Source organism: Ruegeria sp. HKCCD9138 (assembly GCF_057220975.1).
Genome location: NZ_JBWVAZ010000005.1, coordinates 317,508 through 339,177, shown reverse-complemented (window position 1 = coordinate 339,177; position 21,670 = coordinate 317,508). Strand labels below are relative to the sequence as shown.

Below are 21,670 nucleotides of genomic sequence, written 5' to 3'. Positions count from 1 at the left end.
AAAACCACAACTGTATTCTCCAATACAGCCGCTGACCGAGACATTTGGCCCCAGGTCCTTTCGCGCATTATTTAAACAATCGGAAGCCCGTAAACTTGGGTGCAGGTGCGAAGTACACACTGCACGCAACCGGATCGGACGGATGGGATATAGCGGTTCGAGCGGAAGCGGCTATGCCTCTGTCGGCCGGCAATGTTGATCCACCAGTCGTTGGAGAATTGGAGCGAAGTGCCAGAAATCCGGCGTCTCCATCCCATCCTGCTTGCCGGCATCATCCAGATAGCGGACGGCGATGATTGCCTCCAGATTTGGATGGCGCTGGAACTCCGCGACTTCGTCGTCGCTCATTGGTCCACCCTGAAGGTTCAGAGAGTGGATCGAGGCATCGGACAAACGGCGCAGGTATTCCGGGCGTGTGGCGCACAAATAGCGCTTTGCCGCCACGTGGTAACGAACGCAATCCGTGATTACCGAGGGGAAGAAACGTTCCAGTACCTCGGCGCCCGCATCCTCGTGATGGCGATCTTCGGTGTCTTCCATCGTGAATGTCCCGAATTCACTGGTGAAATGCCCGATGTCGTGCAACAGAGCGGCGGCCACGATTTCCTCTGAGTGCCCGGCCTTTTCCGCCAGAGTGGCGCCTTGCAGCATGTGCTCACCCATCGTGACGGGTTCGCCCAGATACTCTTCGGCGCCGCGGCGATCAAAAATGGAACCCAGAAATTCAACGATGGTTTCAGGTGTCAGGTCTTTGTCTTGCGTGCTCATTGTGCCGCCTCCAGCCGGTTGCGTCGCATGGCATCGCGGGTAGAGCGCAATCCGTCCTTGTCGGCGTAACAGCCCTGCAACCAACGTTTTCCTGTGCCGGAATACGCCTTGCGCGCATGAAGTACACGCGTGTTGTCGACGATAAAGCCTTCGCCCGGCTCAAGCCGGAAGGTAACCTCCATCCTGGGGTCGTCGATGATTTCACCCAAGCGTCGATAAGCTGTGTACCAAAGATCCATCTTGTCAAACGGGACGTCTGTCACCGTCGCCAAGGACCGGTTGTTGAACCGCACGGCGATCAATTCACCATCCGGCGAAAGTTCGATCAAAGGGCGGCGGGACGTCAGGCAGACACCGTCTTCGCCGGAATATTCGAAACGCGCGCAATGATTTGCGAGTACGTCGAAATAGTCCGGTTTTTCCTCTTGCAGGCGACGGGCGCAGGCAAATCCGTCGACGACCATGTTTTCTCCGCCCTCGGCCGTGCTTTCGAGGCAATACAGAACCTGCACCGTGGGGGCGGGGTCGCGATAGGGGTTGTCCGTGTGGGCCTGAAGACCCAGGCCAGTAAAGGCCAGGTTCGTCGGGTTCACTTCTGTCCGAACTTCGAACAGGCGGCCATAGTTGGTTTCACGTACATAACCGAACAGATCGACCACGCGAAACAAGGCGCCTTCTTCTACTGGACCGCCCTCGATTTTGGCAAAGCCGTATCGGGTTGCGCCCTCAAGCCACTCCGCAAGTCCACCAGCGCGCTGCTCCAAAGCGCTGAGCTTGCCGGTCGGAACGTTGCCCGAGATGCCGCAATCCCAAAGTTCGACATCTTCAGCGCACCACCCGCGGTTCTTCGCTGTGGAGCGGTCATATGTATGGGCGCGCAACCAATCGGGGGAAAACAGGACTGTTTTGCCTTCGGGCTCAAACCGAATTTCAACACCGGTTTCACTGCAGGATGCGGACGCGATCCGCGTGTCACAGGGAATGTCGCGCAGCGCGATCAGTCGCTGGCCGTTGGACGGCGACCGCGTGTCCGGATCCTGAGCATTGTCGCGCAACCAAATCGCGTGAAAACGCATCAGTTCATTGCCTTCTTTCAAGGTCAGGATGCGGCCTGTGGGGTCAACGGCTGTTTCCATGATCATTCTCTCAGCTATGGAAGTGGCGTGTCGTCGTTCGTCTTACAAATTGTACATTGAACGGATAAACTCAAATCAGAAATAACCGCAGTATGTATCGGTTTTGCTAATGAGTGATCGAAAGTTCCAGCTACCGCCTCTGGAGTGGATACGCGCCTTCGAAGCCGCCGCCCGATGTGGCAGCTTTACAGCCGCAGGCAGGGAGACCGGATTGACGCAGCCGGCCATTAGCCAGCGCATCAGCAATCTGGAACAACATCTGGGGTCCAAGCTGTTCGTTCGAAATGCACGCAACATTTCCCTGACTGTTGAAGGCGAAGCCTGGTTGCCACCGGTGCAGGCCGCCCTGACCGAATTGCGGGAAAGTTCTGAGGCGTTGTTTTCGAGCGGGCGAGACAGCCTGACCATATCGGCCAGTCAGTCGATCATCGACTTCTGGCTCACGCCGCGCCTGTCGCAAATTCAAAAGGCAACGGGTGCGAAATTGTCCATCCAGTCGCTGGTTCTTGGCAGCCAGTCAGCCTCGCTGGATGATGTCATCCAGATCCGCTATGGAGCGGGAAACTGGCCGCACGACTACAAGCAACCCTTGTATCGAGAGGCACTGGTTCCCGTAGCGTCGCCGCGGCTGAAAGAGTTGGGTGGGGACTGGAAAAGTTGGCCGCGCATTTCCTGCACCGGACCGCGACCGGGCTGGAGCGACTACACAAGCCGATTTGGCATCCCCGCCGAACCCGCGTCGCGGCTTCGGTTCGACACGTTTTTGAGCGCGCTCGGAGCGGCCAGGGAAGGGCTGGGAGTTGCGTTGGCGTCACTGCCCTTGTGTTCCCGCGAGATTGAAGCCGGAACTCTGGAACCATTAAGCGATGACGTGCTGGACCATCACGAAACCTACTGGCTGCTTGCATCCAAAGACGCCATTGGTCGCAGCCAATGGGAAAAGCTGACGGCCGTTGTGGCGATGGATTGAAGCTTTTTCAATTCTGTTCGCCTGCACAAAACCAACTTTTTAGGTTCCCCAGCCTGCCCAATAGTGGGGCAAACTCCCGGCAGCGCCCTTTGAACCTTACAGCTACGCCTCAACTCCCAGGCCTTCTACCGAAAGGTCATCGAGTTTTGGCATCAGGGTCAGCAGCTCTTGGGCGTATTCCGTTTGCGGTTTGGCAAACAGGTCATCTGTTTTCTGAATTTCGACCATCTGGCCTTGCTTCATAACCGCAACCCGATCGCACATCTGGCGCACGACCGGCAGGTCATGGCTGATGAACAGCATGGTCAGTCCCAGATGTTCCTGCAGGTCTTTCAGGATGTTCAGAATTTGCGCTTGAATGGAGACGTCCAGCGCACTGGTCGGCTCATCGCAGATCAGAAACCGCGGCTGTGTCGCCAGCGCACGGGCAATCGAAATCCGTTGCCGTTGGCCGCCCGAAAATTCGTGCGGATATTTCAAACCGGCCTCGGAGCCCAGCCCGACCTGATCCAGCAACTCATCCACGCGGCGTTTCACATCGCTGCCCTGCATCAGGCGATGATGGCGGATTGGCTCAGCCACGATATCGTCGACTCGCATGCGCGGGTTCAGCGAGGAATACGGATCCTGAAAGATCATCTGGATGTTCTTGCGATAGGCGTCCAGACCGGCTTTGTCGCTCAGGTCGCTGACCACTTTACCGTCAAAGGTAATGGTACCCCCGTCGACCGGATAAAGCCCGGCAATCATGCGCGCGACCGTTGATTTTCCGGACCCCGATTCCCCGACAACGCCGAAGACTTCGCCGGCCTGAATGTCAAAACTGACATTGTCCACGGCGGTGAAATAAGTGCGATCCCACGGCAGCAGGCCACGGCGTTGCAAGAAGTGTTTCGAGATGTTGCGGATTTCGAATACCGGCTTGGTTGTATCGTTTTTCACCTTGGGCCAATGACGCGCCATATCCTCGATGGCGAAACGGGTTTCGCGACCGCCATAGCTGATCTGCGGGAAGCGATGCAGTTTCAGCGTCGGACGCGGTACCGCAGCGATCAACGACTTGGTGTAGGGATGATCGGGGCGGCCCATGACCCGTGAGGTAGGGCCGCTTTCTACCACCTTGCCGTCATACATTACGGTAACCCGATCCGTTGTGTCCGCGATCACGCCCATGTCATGGGTGATCAGAATGACGCCCACCTGACGCTCGCGTGCCAACTCCTTGATCAGGTCCAGGATTTGCGCCTGCACGGATACGTCCAGCGCTGTTGTCGGTTCGTCCGCGATAATCACATCGGGTTCGGTGCAAAGCGCCAGCGCGATGACCACCCTCTGTCGCATCCCGCCCGAGAACTGGTGCGGGTACTGGTCCAGCCGCGTGTCCGGGTCGGGGATGCCAACCCGATCGATCAGCGCCCGGGCCCGATCATTGGCCTCTGCTTCGGAACCACCCAGATGAGCCTGGATCGTTTCGGTCAGTTGCTCGCGCACAGTGAAAAGCGGGTTCAGCGAAGTCAGAGGGTCCTGAAAGATCATCGAGATTTTCTTGCCGCGCAAACCCCGCATTGCCTCGGCATCAAGCCCGCTGATCTGCTCTCCGCCCAGTTTGATCTCGCCGCTGGCGATACGACCGGGGCGATCCAGCAGGCCCATGACCGCCGCCCCAATGGTGGATTTACCGGCACCGGATTCACCGACCAGCCCGTGGATTTCACCGGGTTCTACGGAAAGATCCGCGTGATCCACTGCCGTAAAAAGCTTGCGGCGGGTCGGAAACTCAACGGTGAGGTTCTGGATTGTAAGAAGGCTCATCAACGTCACCGTAGTTTGGGATTCAGCGCATCGCGCAGCCAGTCACCCAGCAGGTTGACCGACAGGGCAAGGGCCAGCAGCGTGCAGGCCGGGAAGAACAGGATCCACCACTCACCCGAGAACAGGAAACCCTGACCGATGCGGATGAGCGTGCCCAGTGACGGCTGGGTCGGAGGAGCCCCCACGCCAAGGAAGCTGAGCGTCGCCTCGGCAATAATTGCCAGCGCCAGTGAGATCGTGGCGATCACCAGCACCGGACTCAGGACGTTGGGCAGGATGTGCCGGAACATGATAGGGACTGACCCGCGCCCGATCAGGCGCGCGGCTTGCACGTATTCCTTGTTCTTTTCGACCAGCGCTGCACCGCGTACGACGCGCGCGAATTGCACCCAGTCGGACAGGGCGATCGCGATTATCAGCACGTATATGGCCATCTCGTCACGGTATTCCGGCGGGGTCACGCCCTTGGCGATCCCGAAGATGAGCATCGCCACCAGTATGGCCGGGAAGGTCAGCTGCACATCCGCGATGCGCATGATCAGCGTCTCGATCCAGCCGCCGAAATAGGCGGCCACAAGCCCGAGTACCACTCCGATGATCATGGCGAGCAGCACTGCGGACGCACCTACGAAAAGCGATATCCGCATTCCATAAAGTATGGTCGAGAACACATCGCGCCCCTGATCATCGGTGCCCAGCAGGAACGTATCCTGCGTGAAGGCATTCGGCGTACCAGGTGGGGTAAAGCCGTTCATCAGGTTCAGGGTCGCCGGGTCGAACGGGTTATAGGGCGCAATCAGCGGCGCGAAAATCGCAGCAAGAACAAGGATCACCACCACCAGCGAGGCGACGATTGCCACAGGCGAGTGGCGGTAGGACCACGCGAAATCGCTGTCCCAGAACTTGGCAAAGCGCGATTTGGGCGCAGCCTTTTGGGTTTCTGTGATATCGGTCATGTGGCCCTCGCGTCGACACGCAGGCGCGGGTCAATGGCATAGTACAGAAGATCGACGATCAGATTGATCGTTACGAACATCACCGAGATCAGCATCAGATATGCGGCCATCACAGGGATATCGACGAACTGAATTGCGTTGATGAACAGCAACCCGACACCGGGCCACTGGAATACTGTCTCGGTGATGATGGCAAAGGCGATGATCGAGCCAAGTTGAAGGCCCGTAATGGTGATCACGGGCACCAGAGTGTTCTTCAGCGCGTGGCGGAAGTTGATCACCCGGTCCGACAGTCCGCGCGCGCGGGCAAAGCGGACATAATCGGCGCGCAATACTTCGAGCATTTCGGATCTCACCAACCGCATGATCAGCGTCATTTGATACAGGCCGAGTGTAATTGCCGGCAGAATCAGCGCCTTAAGGCCGGATGCGGTCAGGAACCCGGTAGACCAATTGCCGATCATCACGGTCTCACCCCTACCGAAACTTGGCAACAGGTCAAGCTCGACCGAGAAGATGTAGATCAACAAGATACCGATCAGGAACGTGGGTAGCGAGACCCCGATCAGACTGACCGTCATGATGATATTTGCTGCAACACCTTGTCGTCGTATGGCGGTGAAGACGCCCAGAGCAATGCCCATCGTGATGGCCAGAAATCCCGACACAAATGCCAGCTCCAGCGTTGCAGGGGCGCGTTCGGCGATAATCGTGGAAACCGGGCGGCCTTGCCGGTAAGAGACGCCGAAATTCCCCTGAACCGCGCCTTGCAGAAACTTGAAGTACTGGACCGGAAAGGGTTGATCCAGGCCAAGTTCGGTTCGCAGCCGGTCTATGTCGGCCTGCGTACGTTCCTGCCCAAGCATGTTGTCAATCGGATCGCCGACAAAGCGAAACATCGAAAATGCCACCAAGCCCACGACCAACAGCACGATCACGGACTGGAACATTCTGCGGATGATATATGCGAACATTCTTCTTCCTCGTTGGTCCGTCTGTCTATGCTTTCACCGACCGGGCGGTCAAGACATCAGCATAACTCATGATCCACGATTATGTGGCGTGTCCCAGTTGACGTCGGGCCCCAGCGGTACGATGCCCAGCGGATTGCGTAGTTCCGACTGAGAAAAGTAACCCGCTTTATAGATGTCGAACTTGACGGTTCGGGCAATCTCCGGCCGGGCATACAGATCACGCGCATATCCCCATAGGTTTGGATAGTCGGTCAACCGGCGCAGGTTGCATTTGAACGCATAATGATAGGCGACATCGAACCGTGCGAGGGTCGGGAACAAACGCAAGTCTGCTTCAGTCAGGATGTCTCCGCACAGAAATCGGTGTTCGGCAAGATGCGTTTCCAACTCATCCAACATTTCGAACACGTCCCGAACGCCGGCCTCATAGGCGGTTTGGGTTCGTGCGAAACCGGCCCTGTAAACCCCGTTGTTGAGGCGCGGGTAGATTTTGGCATTCCAGCTTTCGATCATTGGCAACATGTCAACAGGAGCCAGGTTCGGCCCGAAATTGGGTAGCGTTCCCAGCGCACGGACCAGATCTGAAGATTCATTTGAAACGGCTTTGTTTTCAATCCGGTCCCAAAGCAACGGCACGGTGATCCGTCCTGTATAGGCTGGATCAACGCGGGTATAGACTTGATGCAGGGCTGTTGCGTCGAACAGCCCGTCGGCACCTTCCGAGAACACCCAACCATCCGCTGTGCGACGAGGGTTGGCATAGGCCACGGTAATCAGGTCCTCCAAGCCCTTAACGGCGCGCGTCAGAAGAACCCGGTGAGCCCACGGGCAGTTCCATGCCGCATAAAGATGGAAGCGGCCCGTTTCATACGGGCCTTCGGGCAGCGGGTGGCGGATGGTCGAAGCCTGACGGCGGTATTCGCCGTCAAGCTGCGTGTCAGGGGCGGGGTCTTCGATGTGATAAACGCCCGCGATCATCAGTCCCATCGGATCAGTTCACCGTGACCCAGCGCAGGATCAAAAAGTTGTCCGGGCGTTGCGTCAGTTCGATATTGCCGCGTGTCCCCCAGACCAGAGGCTGAACGTACATGGGGACATAAGCCTGCTCGTCCTGAATGATCCGGGCCGCTTCGTCCAGCATGGCCTGTCGCTTATCTGCATCCAGTTCGGACTGGATCATCGGCAACAGCTCGTCGATCCGCTCGTTCGAGAAGCCACCGAAATTCCAGCTGCCGAGTTTCTTCTCTTCATTGGGGGTCGCAACCAGAAAGCGCACAGGATGTTCGGCGTCAAAGGTCCCCGGACTCCAGCCCAGCAGGTACATGTCGTAGTTGTCCTCGCGCAGCTCGGGCCAGTAATTCCGGACCGGCATTGCCTCCAGTTCTGCGGTTATCCCGATCTGAGCCAGCATACCAACCACGGCCTGACAGACGGCCTCATCATTCAGATACCGGTCGTTCGGGCATTTCAATCCGAACGAAAACCCGTCGGCATAGCCCGCCTCTGCCAGCAAAGATTTCGCCGCTTCGGGGTCAAATGCGGGACGTGCGGCATTGGCCGATGAATACCCGCTCATTGCCGGGCTGACGAGTTGCGACGCAGGCGCGGCATTCCCACGCATGATGGTGGCCAGTATGGCATCGACATTGATGGCCTGCGCCACTGCCTGCCGAACGCGCGGGTCACGGAACGGGTTCGGTTTGCCGGCGTCAGCAGTATATTTCAACGCCTCGGCATCGTGGTCAAAACCAAGCATGATTACGCGTGCTTCGATGCCCTGAATGACTTTGACATCGGCATTACCTTTCAGTCGGGCAACGTCCTGAATGGGAACCGGATTAATCATGTCCACGTCACCGGACAACAGGGCTGCCACCGCCGTTGCCGGGTTCTGGATCGGATTGAATTCGGCTCGGGTGATGTTGTGCTCGGGTTCTCCCCACCAACCCTCAAAGGGTTCGAGCACGGTTTTGAGCCCGGGTTCGCGCGCGGTGACTTTGAAGGCTCCGGTGCCGTTTGCGTTGATGGTCGCGTAATTGCCGGTTTCCTTGTCAGGGACCACGGCATCATTCGCTTCGGTCCAGCCCTGATCCATGATCATCCAATTGGCGATCGAAGACGGGAAAAGGGGATTGGGCGCAGTTGTCATGAAATCGACGGTATAGTCGTCGACAACCTTCACCTCGCTGATCGGGGCAAACCAACTGCGGGTGTCCGCCGCTTCGCTGGACGCGCGCTGATAGCTGAACAGGACGTCCTGAGCGTCAAAGCTGCTTCCATCGTGAAAAGTAATTCCCTCGCGCAGCCTGAACCGCCAGCCTTCGCCGTCACCGATGGGCTCCCAACTGACGGCCAGTGCAGGCTCGACGGTCATATCCTTGCCGCGGCGAACCAATCCTTCGTAGACATTGTTGAGAAATCCCAGAACCGCAGCGGAGTTGACCGCGTGCGGGTCCATTGTTTGTGGATCGGTGGTTGATGCCCATTTGAACTCGGCGGCCTGCGCAGCCCCTGCCACCAGCATGGCAAGACCAACGACGCTGTTCCTGAGGATCATGGCGAAAACTCCCTGTTTGTCCCCGAACCTTCTGGCTTTTTCAGCGCCGCGTAAAGGAATTCTCACCCTGAGATCACGGGGGCGTGACCGGGATCAAAAAAAACAGGGCGCGAATTCGCGCCCTGTTTCATCAACTCGGTACTTGTCAGTTTAGTGTGAAGTACTTGAACTTGGCAGTGTCATCCGGAGCGACGCCTGTGCCGACATTCGACTTCATGCCCCAATTCAGAACCTGATGGTGGATTGGGATGTAAAGCTGTTCATCCTGAACAACTTGCCAGATATCTGCGATCTGCTTGTCACGCGCCGGAAGATCGGTCTCGGACGCCAGAGCGACAATCTTGGAATCCAGATCCGGGTTGCTGTAACGCGTACCGTTCCACGAGCCGTATTTTTCACCCTTGGTATGAACCAGGAAGTTAAAAATGTACTCTGAATCATAGGTCGGAACGCCCCAGCCCAGCATGTAGAAGTCGGTTTCCAGATTGTTGATCAGCGGGAAATGCTGAGCTTTCGGTTTGGCATCCAGATTCACCGCGATCCCAATCTGGGCCAACATACCGACTGCCGCCTGGCAGATCGCCTCGTCATTGATGTAGCGATCATTCGGGCAGTTCAATGTGATCGAGAACCCATCGGGATAACCAGCTTCGGCCATCAGTGCCTTGGCACCTTCGATATCCGTCGACGACGAAGCATCCATATCCGCATCCCATCCGTTCACAAACGGCGGTGAGATCATACCTGCTGGTGCCGACTGTCCGCGCATCACGACCTGTTTGATCGCATCGCGATTGATGGCCTTGGACATGGCCTGACGCACCCGCACATCCGACAGCGGGTTCTTGCCATCGACACTGTCCGACGACAAATCGGCGTCCCCCATGTTCATCCCGAAAAAGATCACGCGGTTCTGCGGTGCAGTGCGTACATCCAGCCCGTCCGTACTTGCAACGCGCTCCAGGTCCTGAACCGGTACGTCCTGGATAAAGTCCACCTCACCCGACAGCAACGCTGCAACGCGGGTCGCCGCGTTCTGGATCGGGGTGTAGACGATCTCGGTCACCTGCATTGGGAACTCGTCTTTGCCCCAATAGTTTTCGTTCACGGACAGAACCGTTTTCACATCGGGTTCGCGGCTGACCAGCTTGTAAGGACCGGTGCCATTTGCGTTCTTGGCGGCAAAAGTGTCTTCGCCACCCTCATAGTCCTGAACCTTGACCGCGTTGTTGGCCTCGGCCCAGCCTTTGTCCATCATGAACATGTTGGTCAGGTTGTTGGGCATGATGGGGTTCGGACCATCGGTTTCGATTTCAACAGTGTATTTGTCCGGTGCGCGGACCTCTTTCACTGAAGCAAGCAGTTCCTTGTAGTCGGAATCCGGCGTCATCGCGCGGTTCAGCGAGAATACCACGTCTTCACTGTCAAACTCAGCGCCGTCATGGAAGGTGACGCCCTCGCGCAGTTTGAATACCCAGACATTCGGGTTGTCTTCGGATGGTCCCCATTCTGTGGCCAGCGCAGGCACCATGGCTCCGGTCATGTCGCGCATGACCAGCGGTTCCATGATCTGGTGGGCCAACGCCGAAGTTGGACCTTCATTCTGCGCGTGCGGGTCAAGCGTCAACGCGTCACCGGCACGTGCCCAGCGTAGCGTTTCCGCCGAAGCGCCCGCTGCAAGTAGCGCAGTCGCGCTTGCCGCGATCATCAGGTGTTTCAAAGTCATCTTGGTCTCCCCAGTTTTTTGTTTACCGCAGAGAATGCGGGTGGCCGAGTTTTTCGGCCATCATGCCCTTGATAATCCAAATCAAACCGAAAGTTGCAACACCATTGATGATGAAACCTCGTTTCCTCGGGCTTGACCGGGCGTCAGGATTTTGGTTCGAGTTTGAATGACAAGCTCATTTTCGTGCATGCGGGTTGTACGCTTAGGCCGAAAGTGACAACTATTTTGCGCAAGAAATTGTGCCTTGCGGACAATGAGCTACGCCGTTCATATCGTATTGTCCGTTTGCCTCATCCGACTTGCTGGATGCTGTTTTAGGCGCTGACGCTATCAATCTTGAACGAGGTCAACATGCCTGCACCACATAATCCTTTGAAGGCTGCTCTGAAGCGGGGCGAACTGCAATTGGGGTGCTGGCTCGGGCTGGCAGATCCTTATGCAGCGGAAATCTCGGCGACGGCCGGTTTCGATTGGCTTTTGATCGATGGTGAGCATGCGCCGAATGACCTGCGGTCGATCACGGCTCAGTTGCAGGTTCTGGCCGCTTACGGAAGTCACGCGGCCGTGCGAGCGCCCATAGGGGACACCCGGATCATAAAGCAGCTTCTGGATGTTGGGGTTCAAACAGTGCTGATCCCCATGGTCGAAAGCGCTGAACAGGCGCGTGCCCTGGTGCGCGACGTGACTTATCCACCACAGGGCGCCCGTGGGGTGGGGGCCTCGTTGGCGCGCGCGTCGCGATTTGGTGAGATTGACGACTACGTGACGACAGCGGATGATGAAATCTGCCTGCTGGTGCAAGTCGAAAACCGTGCGGGTATGGCGGCTTTGGATGAGATCCTGACCATTGATGTGATAGATGGTGTGTTCATCGGCCCGGCAGATTTGGCCGCCGATATGGGGTATCTCGGTCAATCTGATGCTGAAGAGGTTCAGCAGGTAATTCTGGACAGTATTCGCAAGATTGCCGCCGCGGGGAAAGCGGCAGGTATAATAACACTCGATCCGGCTCAACAGCGGGCTTACGTCGATCAAGGCGCAACTTTTGTTGCAACCGAGATCGACGTCACGGCTCTCGCACGCAGTATCCGACAGTCAGCCCAAAGGGCGCGGGACGGTTTGAAAGGCTCTGCCGGTTGAGGCATTCCCGGTCGAAATAATGCCTGAGCCACTCTTGCTGGCGAATGGTTGCGATCCTGCTAAGCCCGTGGATCGCCAAAAGCTGGTTTTGTCCGAGAAGCTCTTGAAACAGAGGAGCTTTCTTGCAGTGCGCATTCTCGGGTCAAATGCTCAATTTCCCGGGTTGCACAATTCGAACAGTGCTGATTTTGAGTTGACGCCCAGTTTTCCGTAAGCCCGCTTTCGGTAAGTATTGATCGTGCTTGCGGCCAGGTTCAGCTCCCACGCGATAGCGTCGGTGGTTTTCCCCATTAGAATACCTTCGCAGATGTCCTTCTCGCGGGCTGATAGTGAATTGAGGGGGCTCCTTAGCTGCACTGGTTGACCGGCGGAGTAATGCAGCAAGGCGATCTTCGAAACCAGTGTCCAGAAATCGCGACGCAAGTTGTCTTCGCTGATACCAAAGTGTCCGTTTTCCTGAAAACGGTAGAAACTCATCCCCAGCACTTCGTCTCCGTCACAACACAGGACCGAAATTTTGTCCGCTATGCCTGTTTTTGCGAAAAAGTTCTGGAAATAGGAATCCGGCATCCGATCCCGAACCTCGTTCAGAGTGAGGACGCGCATCTTTCTATCCTGCTTGACCAACTGAACTTCTTCCAGCACCGGATCATCGGCATATTCCCCGCGCAAATACTTCTGAGCGATGTTTGTTGCCGATTGTTTTTGTCTCTTGCTGAACGACAGGTAACAGTGGGGGCGATCGTGTTTGTAGGAAAAGATAAGGCATTGGTCGGCTTTGACGACGCGCTCGATCAGATCAAGGAAATGAACATTGAATTCCGCCGTGCCAGCCGTCGACAGGCAGGGCGCGAGAATTTCCAGAAATTCCTGCGATTCTTTTCCGCTGAAGATGGTTTCGAGTGACATGAATTCATGATGCGGAAGTTCTTGGGCGATGGCAACGCGACAGGCGCAAGCGAGCAGTCGAAAGCAGGCCATGTCCCCTGCTGCGGGGGACAGAATGGAGTGCATCGACATGTTAGTTTCGCAGCCAATGGAAACATGCGCCGGTTATGAACAGAGGACGCCGTACGGAATGAATGATGTAACATCAACGGAATACAAGGCGGGCTTGTCGGCCAAAGAGGTAGCAACGCTAACTGACGGGAAGCCGGTTACCAAGCTCTCGTCAAACGAGAACCCGTTTGGCCCATCACCCAAAGCCGTCGCAGCGGCGCTTGCCACGATTGAAGAGGCCAACCTGTACCCCGAGCGCAATGACTCCGCGCTTTGCGAGGCGCTGGCGGAGTTTCATGGGCGGGGCCTGACCCCCCAGCACTTTTTCGCAGCGAACAGCGGTGTCGAAGTTCTGTCCCTGATCGAAGATGCGATCCTTGCGGATGGCGCGGAAGCCATCATTTGCCCCCCTTGTTTCGGTGCTTACGCGGCATCCTTGAATAAGAAGGCCGCAACGGTTCGCATGGTCGAGCTTGTCGGCAAGAACTATGCAGTCGATGTTGAAGGCCTTCTGGACGCAGTCACTCCCGAGACCCGTTTGGTTTATCTGTGTAATCCGAACAACCCTACCGGCACGTGGTTTGGGGAGGATACTTTGACCGCTGTCATCGACAGGCTGCCCGACCACGTGACCCTGATCTATGACGAGGTCTATTACCAGTTCGCCACTGATCAGGGGTTGCCGGACGCAAGTCGTCACGTCAAAGACGGGCGCAATATCGTCATTGTGCATAGTTTTTCCAAGGCCTACGGGCTGGCTGGAATGCGCCTTGGATATGGGATTGCCCGTCCTGAAATGGTCGCCAGAATTCAGCGCCTGAAACGGTCGTTTCACATAAACTCGGCCGGCATGGCAGCGGCAATCGCGGCGTTGGGCGATGCGGAGCATCTTACTCGAACCGTTGAGAACAACCACGCCGAACGTCCAAAACTGGCAAAGGCTCTCGAGGCGCTTGGGTTGCAGACGACGCCAAGTCAGGCCAATTTCGTGATGTTCCGATGCCCCGCTGGTCATGATGCAGATAGCCTTACGAAAGCTTTGGTCCAGCAGGCAGTCATGGTCCGGCCCGCGTTCAACCTGCCCAATCATATCCGAGCTACGGTGGGCAAACCCGAAGACAACAAGCGGCTGCTGGCTGCGCTGCAATCAGTTTTGGGAACAGAAATATGACGCAGGTTATGACAGGCGGTGAAGCGGCTGTTCTCTCGCTCCACAATCACGGAGTGAAAACAGTGTTTGGTCTGCCGGGTGTGCAGAACGACTGGTTGTATAATGCCTTCTACGACCATCGGGCGAAGTTCCGGATCATTCATACAAGGCACGAACAGGGCGCGGCCTATATGGCGCTTGGCGCATCGCTGGCGACGGGGGACAAATCGGTTTTCAACGTTGTTCCGGGGCCGGGATTGCTGAACGCAACTGCCGCCCTGTCCACCGCATATGCACTGAACGCCAAGGTTTTCTGCCTGACCGGACAAATCTCATCGCACAAGATCGGTAAGAAGATGGGTGAGTTGCACGAGATCGAGGGGCAACTGCAAATCCTTGGCAACCTGACAAAATGGGCGGCAAGGGCCAATGATCCCGCAAGTATTCCCGTTCTGATCAACGAGGCGTTTCGCCAGATCGAATCCGGCCGCCCTCGGCCGGTCGGCCTGGAAATACCGATGGATATTCTGGCCGCGCAAGGGCCCGTTGACCTGAACCAGAAATCGGCAGAACCCGATATTCCACCGCTGGATGAAGAGGCACTGGACCGGGCTGCCGCGCTGTTAGGACAGGCGGAAACACCGATGATCTTTGTCGGCAGCGGAGCAATGGACGCCAGCCCGGCCGTTCGTAGGCTCGCCGAAGCATTGCAGGCGCCTGTTGTGGGCTACCGGACCGGGATGGGGATTGTGGATGCACGCAGCCCGTATTCCCTGCATCTGCCCGCGGCCCGGCCCCTGTGGGACAAGGCGGATGTGGTTCTTTCAATCGGCAGCAACATGCGGGTGCCGATGGGCAAATGGGTCAAGGGGCATCAACCGGATATTATCCGGATTGATACCGACCCCAATACTCACGAGCTTTTTGCGCACCCAAAAATCGCAGTTACTTCGCGCGCCGAAACCGCAGTGCCATTCCTGTTGGAGCGGCTTGAACACCACAATAGCCGGCGCGCCTCTCGTCAGGATGAGCTGCTTGAGGCCAAGGCGGATTGGGCGAAACGCTCCGCCATACTCGAACCGCAGATCACCTATCTGAATGTCATTCGGGAAGAGTTGGGAGAAGAGGGGGTTTTTGTCGACGAGCTGACACAGGTGGGCTTTGCCAGCCGCATCGTCTATCCGGTCTACAACCCGCGCGCCTATATCTCGACCGGATATCAGGGCACGCTGGGTTACGGTTTCCCAACTGCGCTGGGCGTCAAAGTGGCCCGCCCGGATGTGCCCGTGATCTCGATCACAGGTGACGGTGGTTTCATGTTCGGCGTGCAAGAGCTGGCAACCGCGGTACAGCATAAGATTCCGCTGGTGACGGTGTTGTTCAACAACAATCAGTTCGGCAATGTGCAGCAGATGCAAAGAAATAATTATGGCGGCCGTGTCATCGCAACTGATCTGGTCAATCCTGATTTCTGCCGCATGGTCGAGAGCTTTGGCGCGCAGGCCATGCGGGCGACCAACGCGGCCGAACTGCGGTCTGCGATTGCGCGGGGCATCGCAACGGACGACGTGCCCACAGTGATCGAGGTGCCCTTTGACGACATGCCAAGTGTCGATCAATTCCGCTGAGGAGATCCGGATTGAGCAACTGTATAATACCTGACGGGTCGGATTTGCGCCGGACGCTGAACGCGGCGGCCAAATCCCGCGTCGTTTTCATCGCGGGTTTGCCGGGGACCGGGAAAAGCCTGCTGTTCCAGCAGCTTACAATTCTTGCGGGGGAAGCTGGTCGTGCTGTCCACACGATGCAGTGGGACGACGCCCGGCAGGCCTTCGAAAAATCGAAATGGCTGGCGCTTTATCCTGAAATCGACAACCTCACTCACCCCGGTGTGCGAAAGGCTGTTGGCTTGTGGGTGCGTCAGGGCTTGCAAAAATGGCAGGAAACGCATCCGGACCCGAAACACCTTGTGGTCATCGAGCTTCCCGTTATTGGTGGGCGTTTTATCGAGCTTTTGCACAAAGAAAACGACGCAATCGAGGACCTGTTGTCGTCAGATCAGACCGTTGTCCTGGTACCCGTCCCGACGAACGCATTACGTCAGAAAATTGAAGGATTTCGGGCCGAAACGTTTTCCAACCCCCGCAACGCGCACGAAGAAAAGGACGCGCCGCCCTACATTGTTCACGACCTCTGGCTTGCATCGCGCAGGCTGTATAACCGCTGGAACGGGCTGGAAGGCGATGACGCGCGTGACGCGCAATATGATGAAAACGTGGTTCGCGCTGTCTTCAAACACCTGTGCCGGTTTCGACGTACCGAATTGCTTGCAATCGATCAGGTTTTCCCGACGACGGGCTCTGCCTATGAGCGAACGATTCCGATTCACACAATTCGCGCTGAAGCAGGTGAAGTCGACGCAGCCTATGCAAGGCTGCAGGTTCTGTTCCCTGGGCAATCAGCGGAAAAAGCCACCGAAGGCTGGGCGGATTTTTGACGCCCCGATACAGACAAAGGATCTGGCATGACCCAACTGGATCAGACGTACATTGACGCCATTGCGCAAGCACCGGCCTCGAAGGCATTGAACATCATAAATGGTCAGGCCAGAGCGGCAGCCAACGGGCAAGAGCTTGAGATCACCAGCCCGATTGACGGCAGACCTTTCAGCGCACTGGCGGACAGCAGCGCAACGGATGTCGATAGCGCCGTTGCCGCCGCGCGTCAGAGCTTTGAGGCGGGCGTATGGGCGGCAATGCCTCTGGCGGTGCGCAAGAAAGTGCTCCTGAACTGGGCGGATCTGATCGAGGCCAAAGCGCTGGACATCGCTGTACTTGGTGTTCGGGATAACGGTACGGATATCCGCATGGCACTAAAGGGAGAGCCTTTGTCCGCGGCAGCCACGATCCGCTATTATGCCGAGGCTATCGACAAGCGAGCGGGCGAGATTACTCCGACCGGTCCGGATGTGTTGTCACTGATCCATAAGGAACCTGTCGGCGTCGTTGGTGTGATCATTCCTTGGAACTTCCCGTTGATGATCGGCGCGTGGAAGGTCGCGCCTGCATTGGCTGCGGGGAATTCCGTGGTGATCAAGCCTTCGGAGGACGCGTGCCTGTCGACGACGAAATTCGTGGAACTGGCACATGAGGCCGGGATGCCGCCGGGTGTTTTGAACCTTGTAAATGGTCGCGGCCCGGTTGTGGGTGAGGCGCTGGGTCTGCATATGGACGTCGATGTTATTGCCTTCACCGGTTCGGGTGTCGTCGGGCGGAAACTGATGGAGTATTCTGGACGATCCAACCTCAAGCGGGTCTATCTTGAGCTCGGAGGAAAATCACCCAATCTGGTTTTCGCGGACGCGCCCGATCTGGAAGTCGCGGCTGCCCAAACGGCGGCTTCGATCTTTCGCAACAACGGACAAGTTTGTGTCGCGGCCTCACGCCTGGCCGTGGAACGATCCGTGTATGACGAGTTTCTTGGGATGGTCTGCGCACATGCCGAAGCATTGAAAGTTGGTCACCCTTTGAAGCTTGAGTACACGACCGGCGCGCTAGCCAATGCAGCGCAGTTGGAAAAAACCGAAAAGGCCGTGGAATTGGCGCTTTCCGAAGGGGCGGATTTGTGTGCCGGTGGCAATGCTTTGCTCCCCGAAACCGGAGGCTTCTATCATCAACCCACCGTTCTGCGGGACGTGACGCCAGACATGAGCATCGTGCAAAACGAGGTTTTCGGCCCGGTGCTGGCTGCCCGGAGCTTTGACACCGAGGAAGAGGCAATCAGGATCGCCAACGAAACGGTATTCGGGCTTTCATCTGCCGTCTGGACGTCCAACCTGTCACGGGCGCACCGATTGTCGCGGCAGATCAAATCGGGGCAGGTGCACGTCAATTGTTTTTCGGGCTCGGATATCACGTCGCCGTTGGGCGGGGTCCGGCAATCGGGTAACGGGTCCGACAAGTCGCTGCATGCGCTGGAGAAGTATGAAAACCTCAAGGCGACGTGGATACAGCTTTGATGTTGGGCGAATTGCGGTGCAAAGTGCGGCGAATGTGGAAAGGCTCGCCCTGAACCACCTGAGAGCCCCTCATGTGGGGTCCAGAAGACGGAGACGCAAATGCCCAAGGCCAAAAACATACTGTTCATCATGTTTGACCAGCTACGCTGGGATTACCTGAGCTGTTACGGGCATCCTCATCTGCACACCCCTCATATCGATCGTCTGGCCAGCATGGGCGTCAGGTTCACCCGGGCCTATATCCAGTCCCCGATCTGCGGCTCTTCCCGGATGTGCTTTTATACCGGGCGCTATGCCCACAGCCACGGGGCGACCTGGAATAACATCCCTTTGAAAGTGGGAGAGGTAACACTTGGCGATCACCTGAGAAATGCGGGGATGGGATGCTGGCTGGTCGGCAAGACGCATATGTCTGCGGACGTCGAGGGGATGGAGCGTCTGGGGATCAGCAAAGACACTGTGATCGGCGCGCGGATCGCCGAATGCGGGTTTGACGTTTTCGAACGTGATGATGGGATGCGTCCGGAAGGACCCAAGGGGTTCTACGACCCCGATGGCGCGCTGAAGTACAATGCCTATTTAAAGGCCTCAGGCTATGAGGCTGACAATCCCTGGCACGACCATGCCAACTCGGGCATCGACGATGAAGGGAATGTCCTGTCGGGGTGGTTCATGAAGAATGCTTCTCGGGCCGCCAATATTGCCGAAGACGACAGCGAAACGCCTTACCTGACAAAAAGGGGTATGGATTTCATCCAGCAAGCAAAAGACCCGTGGTGCTGCCATCTGAGTTATATTAAGCCGCATTGGCCGTACATCGTTCCGGCCCCTTACAACGATATGTACGGGCCTGAACATGTTCTTCCTGCCGCGCGGTCCGAAGCCGAACGTGAAAACCCCCACCCCGTGCTGGATGCCTTCATGCAAAGCCGCGTCAGTCAGGCGTTTTCGCGGGATGAGGTGCGCAACACCGTGGTGCCCGCCTATATGGGCCTGATCAAACAGGTCGACGATCAGATGGGCGTGTTGTTCAAATGGCTGGAAGAAACCGGACGTATGGAAGACACGATGATCGTGCTGACCTCGGACCACGGCGATTTTCTTGGTGATCACTGGCTGGGCGAGAAGTCATTCTTCTACGAGACGTCGATCCGGGTGCCGTTGATCATCTTCGATCCTTCTCCCGAGGCAGATGCAACGCGCGGAATGGTATGCGACGCGCTGGTCGAAAGCATCGATCTTGCACCCACTTTCCTGGAAATCGCTGGGGGCGACGTGGCGGATCACATCCTCGAAGGTGAGTCCTTGCTGCCGATCCTGCACGGTAACTCGACAGATACGGCGCGCGAGGCGGCTTTTTGCGAGGTGGACTATACAACAAACAACGAGGCTGCCCTTCTGGGTGCATCGCCGGATCAGGCCATGGTCTACATGGTTGCGACGCGACAATGGAAGTTGATCCACTTCGAGACCGATCACCGGCCCATCCTTTTTGATCTGGAAAATGATCCCGATGAGTTGAACGATCTGGGGGCCTCGGCCGATCATCAGGACATTGTCAGGGACATGTACGATCGGTTGGGGGCCTGGTCGCGACGTATCTCGCAGCGCACGACCGTGTCGAAGAAAGACCTTGTGGCCATGCGGGAAGAGAAGGGCGGCACAGGCGTGTTGATTGGCGTCTGGGACGAGAACGAACTTCCGCCCGAACTGACGGCGAAATATGTGGGCAAGAAAACCAAGGACATGCGCTAGGCGTCCTTGGTTTCCAAAATTTACAAAAAATACAGTGGCTTAGGCCGCTTTGAAGTCCCGCAACACCCGACGGGTTGCAGCGACCAGCGGGTCATGTGTCTCTTTCAGGATCTGGACCCGATCGAACCTCGCAGGATCTGCGTTCACGGCCTCTCGCAGTGCATTGCCAAAGGCCATGCGCAGCTCGGTCCCGATGTTGAACTTGCAGATTTTGGACCGCTGCGCCAACGCCTGCCGTTGGGCGGACGGGACGCCCGAACCGCCGTGGATCACCAAGGGAACCTCGGTGATGGCCTCGATGGCGCGAATGCGGGGTTCGTCGAGCCCGCCTTCCTTGTCCTGCTGCAGGTGAACGTTGCCGACCGAGATTGCCATTGCGTCCACGCCGGTTTCCCTGGCGAACTGCGCTGCCTCGTCAGGATCGGTTCCGGCCGAGCCTTCGCCGCCCGAATAGCCCACAAAGCCGATTTCACCTTCGCAAGAAACACCGGCGGCGCGCGCCATTTCGGCAATCGCAGCCGTTTCTTCGATGTTTTGGGACAAGGGCTTGCGCGAGCCGTCAAACATCACTGAACTGAATCCGCTGTCGATCGCTTCGCGACATTCCTCGACCGTGTAACCGTGATCCAGGTGAGCGACAACAGGGACCGAAGCATGTTCGGCCAGATGTCGGAACATAGCACCCAATACGGGCAGAGGCGTGTGTTCGCGGCAGGAAGGACCTGCCTGCAGGATGACCGACACGCCTTCGGCCTCGGCCGCCGCCACATAGGCGCGCATGTCCTCCCATCCCAGTGTCACCAAACCGGCAACAGCGTAATTGCCCCGCAAAGCCGGTTGCAGAACTTCGGATAACGTCGCCAGACTCATTTGAACTTGGCCACCATGTCCATGATACCGGGAATGGTATGCAATTGCTCGGCATGGGTGGGTTGGAAATACTGCTTCAGGCTGCGTTGGCTGAGCCCGCCCAGAATGGTGAAGTAGTACATCTGGTACCCCGGCAGAACCGCGCAGGGGTGATATCCCTTGTCGATGCACAGGGTCGAGCCGTCCACAACGTGATAGGCGTCACCGGGTTCATTGTCTTCACGCTGCAACATCTGCAGCCCGGAACCGTAGTTTGGCTTGAACCGGAAATTGTAGGTCTCGTCATGCCGCGTTTCATCGGGCAGGCGGTCGGTGTCGTGCTTATGACTAGGGAAACCGGACCAGCCGCCCTCACCAACGGTGTAAAGCTCGGACACCAGAAGGCGACCAACCTTGTCATGGTGGTTTGCACCAAGGATGTGTTTGATCTTGCGGTGTGTTTTCGTGTCGTCAGAGCCGTATTGCACCACGTCCAGATCGTCGGCGCGGACGTCGAAGGGTTCAAGAACCTTGTCGAATTTCGCACCGGCAATGAATGTTTCGGTTTCGTCGGACTGGCAGGTTATGCGAACTTTGGCCCCGACCGGGGCATAGACACCCTCGGGTTCGCCATCCCAGACGTCAACGGTGCGATTGCCGAGGCTTTCGTAGACTGAGCCATCGACATCGACGGTCACTGTACCCGTCGCCGGCACAACGCAGGTTTCATAACCCGGCACTGCATAATCGAACGTTTCGCCCCGGCGAAGCTTGATGATGTTGAAGTAGTTCAGGGGAACCAGATCGTGATCGACATCGACGATCGGTCTGTTCTGGTTGTCGTAGGGCGCGATATGCAT

The 21,670-nt window shown here is 57.1% G+C and carries 18 protein-coding genes; 7 read left to right on the top strand and 11 right to left on the bottom strand.

Features of this window, described 5'->3' with window-relative positions; all coding sequences use genetic code 11:
* Positions 1-171 precede the first annotated feature (171 nt).
* Both tmpB and tmpA read right to left on the bottom strand, forming a co-directional pair.
* Complete coding sequence (gene tmpB / locus AC2TEL_RS11880) at positions 172-768, bottom strand: (R)-1-hydroxy-2-trimethylaminoethylphosphonate oxygenase (RefSeq protein ID WP_480904147.1); 597 nt, start codon at positions 766-768, stop codon at positions 172-174.
* Positions 765-1,910 (bottom strand): 2-trimethylaminoethylphosphonate dioxygenase, encoded by a 1,146-nt coding sequence (gene tmpA / locus AC2TEL_RS11875; RefSeq protein WP_480904145.1) that lies wholly within the window; start codon positions 1,908-1,910, stop codon positions 765-767. Before tmpA ends, tmpB begins: the two co-directional genes overlap by 4 nt.
* 103 nt (positions 1,911-2,013) lie before the next feature.
* Here tmpA and AC2TEL_RS11870 point away from each other — a divergent pair, with 103 nt between their 5' ends.
* Positions 2,014-2,874 carry a LysR family transcriptional regulator gene (locus tag AC2TEL_RS11870; protein WP_480904143.1) on the top strand — a complete coding sequence of 287 codons (861 nt, stop codon included), beginning with the start codon at positions 2,014-2,016 and terminating at the stop codon, positions 2,872-2,874.
* Between the two features lie 102 nt (positions 2,875-2,976).
* On the opposite strand, the gene AC2TEL_RS11865 is transcribed toward AC2TEL_RS11870, so the two are convergent.
* The 6 genes from AC2TEL_RS11865 to AC2TEL_RS11840 all read right to left on the bottom strand — a co-directional run bounded on the left by AC2TEL_RS11865 (position 2,977) and on the right by AC2TEL_RS11840 (position 10,899).
* Positions 2,977-4,686: an ABC transporter ATP-binding protein gene (locus AC2TEL_RS11865; RefSeq protein ID WP_480843987.1), complete on the bottom strand. Its 1,710-nt coding sequence runs from the start codon at positions 4,684-4,686 to the stop codon at positions 2,977-2,979.
* A gap of 5 nt (positions 4,687-4,691) precedes the next feature.
* Positions 4,692-5,642 carry an ABC transporter permease gene (locus AC2TEL_RS11860; protein ID WP_480843986.1) on the bottom strand — a complete coding sequence of 317 codons (951 nt, stop codon included), beginning with the start codon at positions 5,640-5,642 and terminating at the stop codon, positions 4,692-4,694.
* Positions 5,639-6,616 (bottom strand): ABC transporter permease, encoded by a 978-nt coding sequence (locus tag AC2TEL_RS11855; protein WP_480843985.1) that lies wholly within the window; start codon positions 6,614-6,616, stop codon positions 5,639-5,641. Before AC2TEL_RS11855 ends, AC2TEL_RS11860 begins: the two co-directional genes overlap by 4 nt.
* 66 nt (positions 6,617-6,682) lie before the next feature.
* Positions 6,683-7,603, bottom strand: coding sequence for a glutathione S-transferase family protein (locus AC2TEL_RS11850; RefSeq protein WP_480843984.1), 921 nt, complete (start codon positions 7,601-7,603; stop codon positions 6,683-6,685).
* Between the two features lie 4 nt (positions 7,604-7,607).
* Positions 7,608-9,173 carry an ABC transporter substrate-binding protein gene (locus tag AC2TEL_RS11845; protein WP_480904141.1) on the bottom strand — a complete coding sequence of 522 codons (1,566 nt, stop codon included), beginning with the start codon at positions 9,171-9,173 and terminating at the stop codon, positions 7,608-7,610.
* Between the two features lie 145 nt (positions 9,174-9,318).
* On the bottom strand, positions 9,319-10,899 hold the full coding sequence (locus tag AC2TEL_RS11840; protein WP_480904139.1) for an ABC transporter substrate-binding protein: 1,581 nt from the start codon (positions 10,897-10,899) through the stop codon (positions 9,319-9,321).
* A gap of 351 nt (positions 10,900-11,250) precedes the next feature.
* Here AC2TEL_RS11840 and AC2TEL_RS11835 point away from each other — a divergent pair, with 351 nt between their 5' ends.
* Positions 11,251-12,039, top strand: coding sequence for an aldolase/citrate lyase family protein (locus tag AC2TEL_RS11835; protein ID WP_480904137.1), 789 nt, complete (start codon positions 11,251-11,253; stop codon positions 12,037-12,039).
* Between the two features lie 150 nt (positions 12,040-12,189).
* Here AC2TEL_RS11835 and AC2TEL_RS11830 read toward each other — a convergent pair whose 3' ends face one another.
* Entirely contained in the window at positions 12,190-12,948 is a 759-nt protein-coding gene (locus AC2TEL_RS11830; protein WP_480904135.1) for a helix-turn-helix transcriptional regulator, read from the bottom strand.
* Between the two features lie 169 nt (positions 12,949-13,117).
* On the opposite strand from AC2TEL_RS11830, the gene AC2TEL_RS11825 reads away from it, so the two are divergent.
* The 5 genes from AC2TEL_RS11825 (at position 13,118) to AC2TEL_RS11805 (ending at position 19,961) form a co-directional block, all read left to right on the top strand.
* On the top strand, positions 13,118-14,209 hold the full coding sequence (locus tag AC2TEL_RS11825) for a pyridoxal phosphate-dependent aminotransferase (RefSeq protein ID WP_480904133.1): 1,092 nt from the start codon (positions 13,118-13,120) through the stop codon (positions 14,207-14,209).
* The gene (locus tag AC2TEL_RS11820; RefSeq protein ID WP_480904130.1) at positions 14,206-15,816 is read left to right on the top strand and encodes a thiamine pyrophosphate-dependent enzyme; all 1,611 of its coding nucleotides are present in this window, start codon (positions 14,206-14,208) and stop codon (positions 15,814-15,816) included. Before AC2TEL_RS11825 ends, AC2TEL_RS11820 begins: the two co-directional genes overlap by 4 nt.
* A gap of 11 nt (positions 15,817-15,827) precedes the next feature.
* On the top strand, positions 15,828-16,685 hold the full coding sequence (locus AC2TEL_RS11815) for a DEAD/DEAH box helicase family protein (RefSeq protein WP_480904127.1): 858 nt from the start codon (positions 15,828-15,830) through the stop codon (positions 16,683-16,685).
* A 27-nt stretch (positions 16,686-16,712) separates the two neighbouring features.
* Positions 16,713-18,206: an aldehyde dehydrogenase family protein gene (locus AC2TEL_RS11810; RefSeq protein WP_480904124.1), complete on the top strand. Its 1,494-nt coding sequence runs from the start codon at positions 16,713-16,715 to the stop codon at positions 18,204-18,206.
* Positions 18,207-18,305: 99 nt separating this feature from the next.
* Positions 18,306-19,961, top strand: a complete 1,656-nt coding sequence (locus tag AC2TEL_RS11805; protein WP_480904121.1) for a sulfatase-like hydrolase/transferase — start codon at positions 18,306-18,308, stop codon at positions 19,959-19,961.
* A gap of 39 nt (positions 19,962-20,000) precedes the next feature.
* Here AC2TEL_RS11805 and AC2TEL_RS11800 read toward each other — a convergent pair whose 3' ends face one another.
* On the bottom strand, positions 20,001-20,831 hold the full coding sequence (locus AC2TEL_RS11800; protein WP_480904118.1) for a class II fructose-bisphosphate aldolase: 831 nt from the start codon (positions 20,829-20,831) through the stop codon (positions 20,001-20,003).
* On the bottom strand, positions 20,828-21,670 hold the full coding sequence (locus AC2TEL_RS11795; protein ID WP_480904115.1) for a 5-deoxy-glucuronate isomerase: 843 nt from the start codon (positions 21,668-21,670) through the stop codon (positions 20,828-20,830). Before AC2TEL_RS11795 ends, AC2TEL_RS11800 begins: the two co-directional genes overlap by 4 nt.

Bases quoted from the DNA above. Each gene is read 5' to 3' on its own strand.
- tmpB (WP_480904147.1), bottom strand. From the start codon at position 768: ATGAGCACGCAAGACAAAGACCTGACACCTGAAACCATCGTTGAATTT.
- tmpA (WP_480904145.1), bottom strand. From the start codon at position 1,910: ATGATCATGGAAACAGCCGTTGACCCCACAGGCCGCATCCTGACCTTG.
- AC2TEL_RS11870 (WP_480904143.1), top strand. From the start codon at position 2,014: ATGAGTGATCGAAAGTTCCAGCTACCGCCTCTGGAGTGGATACGCGCC.
- AC2TEL_RS11865 (WP_480843987.1), bottom strand. From the start codon at position 4,686: ATGAGCCTTCTTACAATCCAGAACCTCACCGTTGAGTTTCCGACCCGC.
- AC2TEL_RS11860 (WP_480843986.1), bottom strand. From the start codon at position 5,642: ATGACCGATATCACAGAAACCCAAAAGGCTGCGCCCAAATCGCGCTTT.
- AC2TEL_RS11855 (WP_480843985.1), bottom strand. From the start codon at position 6,616: ATGTTCGCATATATCATCCGCAGAATGTTCCAGTCCGTGATCGTGCTG.
- AC2TEL_RS11850 (WP_480843984.1), bottom strand. From the start codon at position 7,603: ATGGGACTGATGATCGCGGGCGTTTATCACATCGAAGACCCCGCCCCT.
- AC2TEL_RS11845 (WP_480904141.1), bottom strand. From the start codon at position 9,173: ATGATCCTCAGGAACAGCGTCGTTGGTCTTGCCATGCTGGTGGCAGGG.
- AC2TEL_RS11840 (WP_480904139.1), bottom strand. From the start codon at position 10,899: ATGACTTTGAAACACCTGATGATCGCGGCAAGCGCGACTGCGCTACTT.
- AC2TEL_RS11835 (WP_480904137.1), top strand. From the start codon at position 11,251: ATGCCTGCACCACATAATCCTTTGAAGGCTGCTCTGAAGCGGGGCGAA.
- AC2TEL_RS11830 (WP_480904135.1), bottom strand. From the start codon at position 12,948: ATGTCACTCGAAACCATCTTCAGCGGAAAAGAATCGCAGGAATTTCTG.
- AC2TEL_RS11825 (WP_480904133.1), top strand. From the start codon at position 13,118: ATGAATGATGTAACATCAACGGAATACAAGGCGGGCTTGTCGGCCAAA.
- AC2TEL_RS11820 (WP_480904130.1), top strand. From the start codon at position 14,206: ATGACGCAGGTTATGACAGGCGGTGAAGCGGCTGTTCTCTCGCTCCAC.
- AC2TEL_RS11810 (WP_480904124.1), top strand. From the start codon at position 16,713: ATGACCCAACTGGATCAGACGTACATTGACGCCATTGCGCAAGCACCG.
- AC2TEL_RS11805 (WP_480904121.1), top strand. From the start codon at position 18,306: ATGCCCAAGGCCAAAAACATACTGTTCATCATGTTTGACCAGCTACGC.
- AC2TEL_RS11800 (WP_480904118.1), bottom strand. From the start codon at position 20,831: ATGAGTCTGGCGACGTTATCCGAAGTTCTGCAACCGGCTTTGCGGGGC.
- AC2TEL_RS11795 (WP_480904115.1), bottom strand. From the start codon at position 21,670: ATGCATATCGCGCCCTACGACAACCAGAACAGACCGATCGTCGATGTC.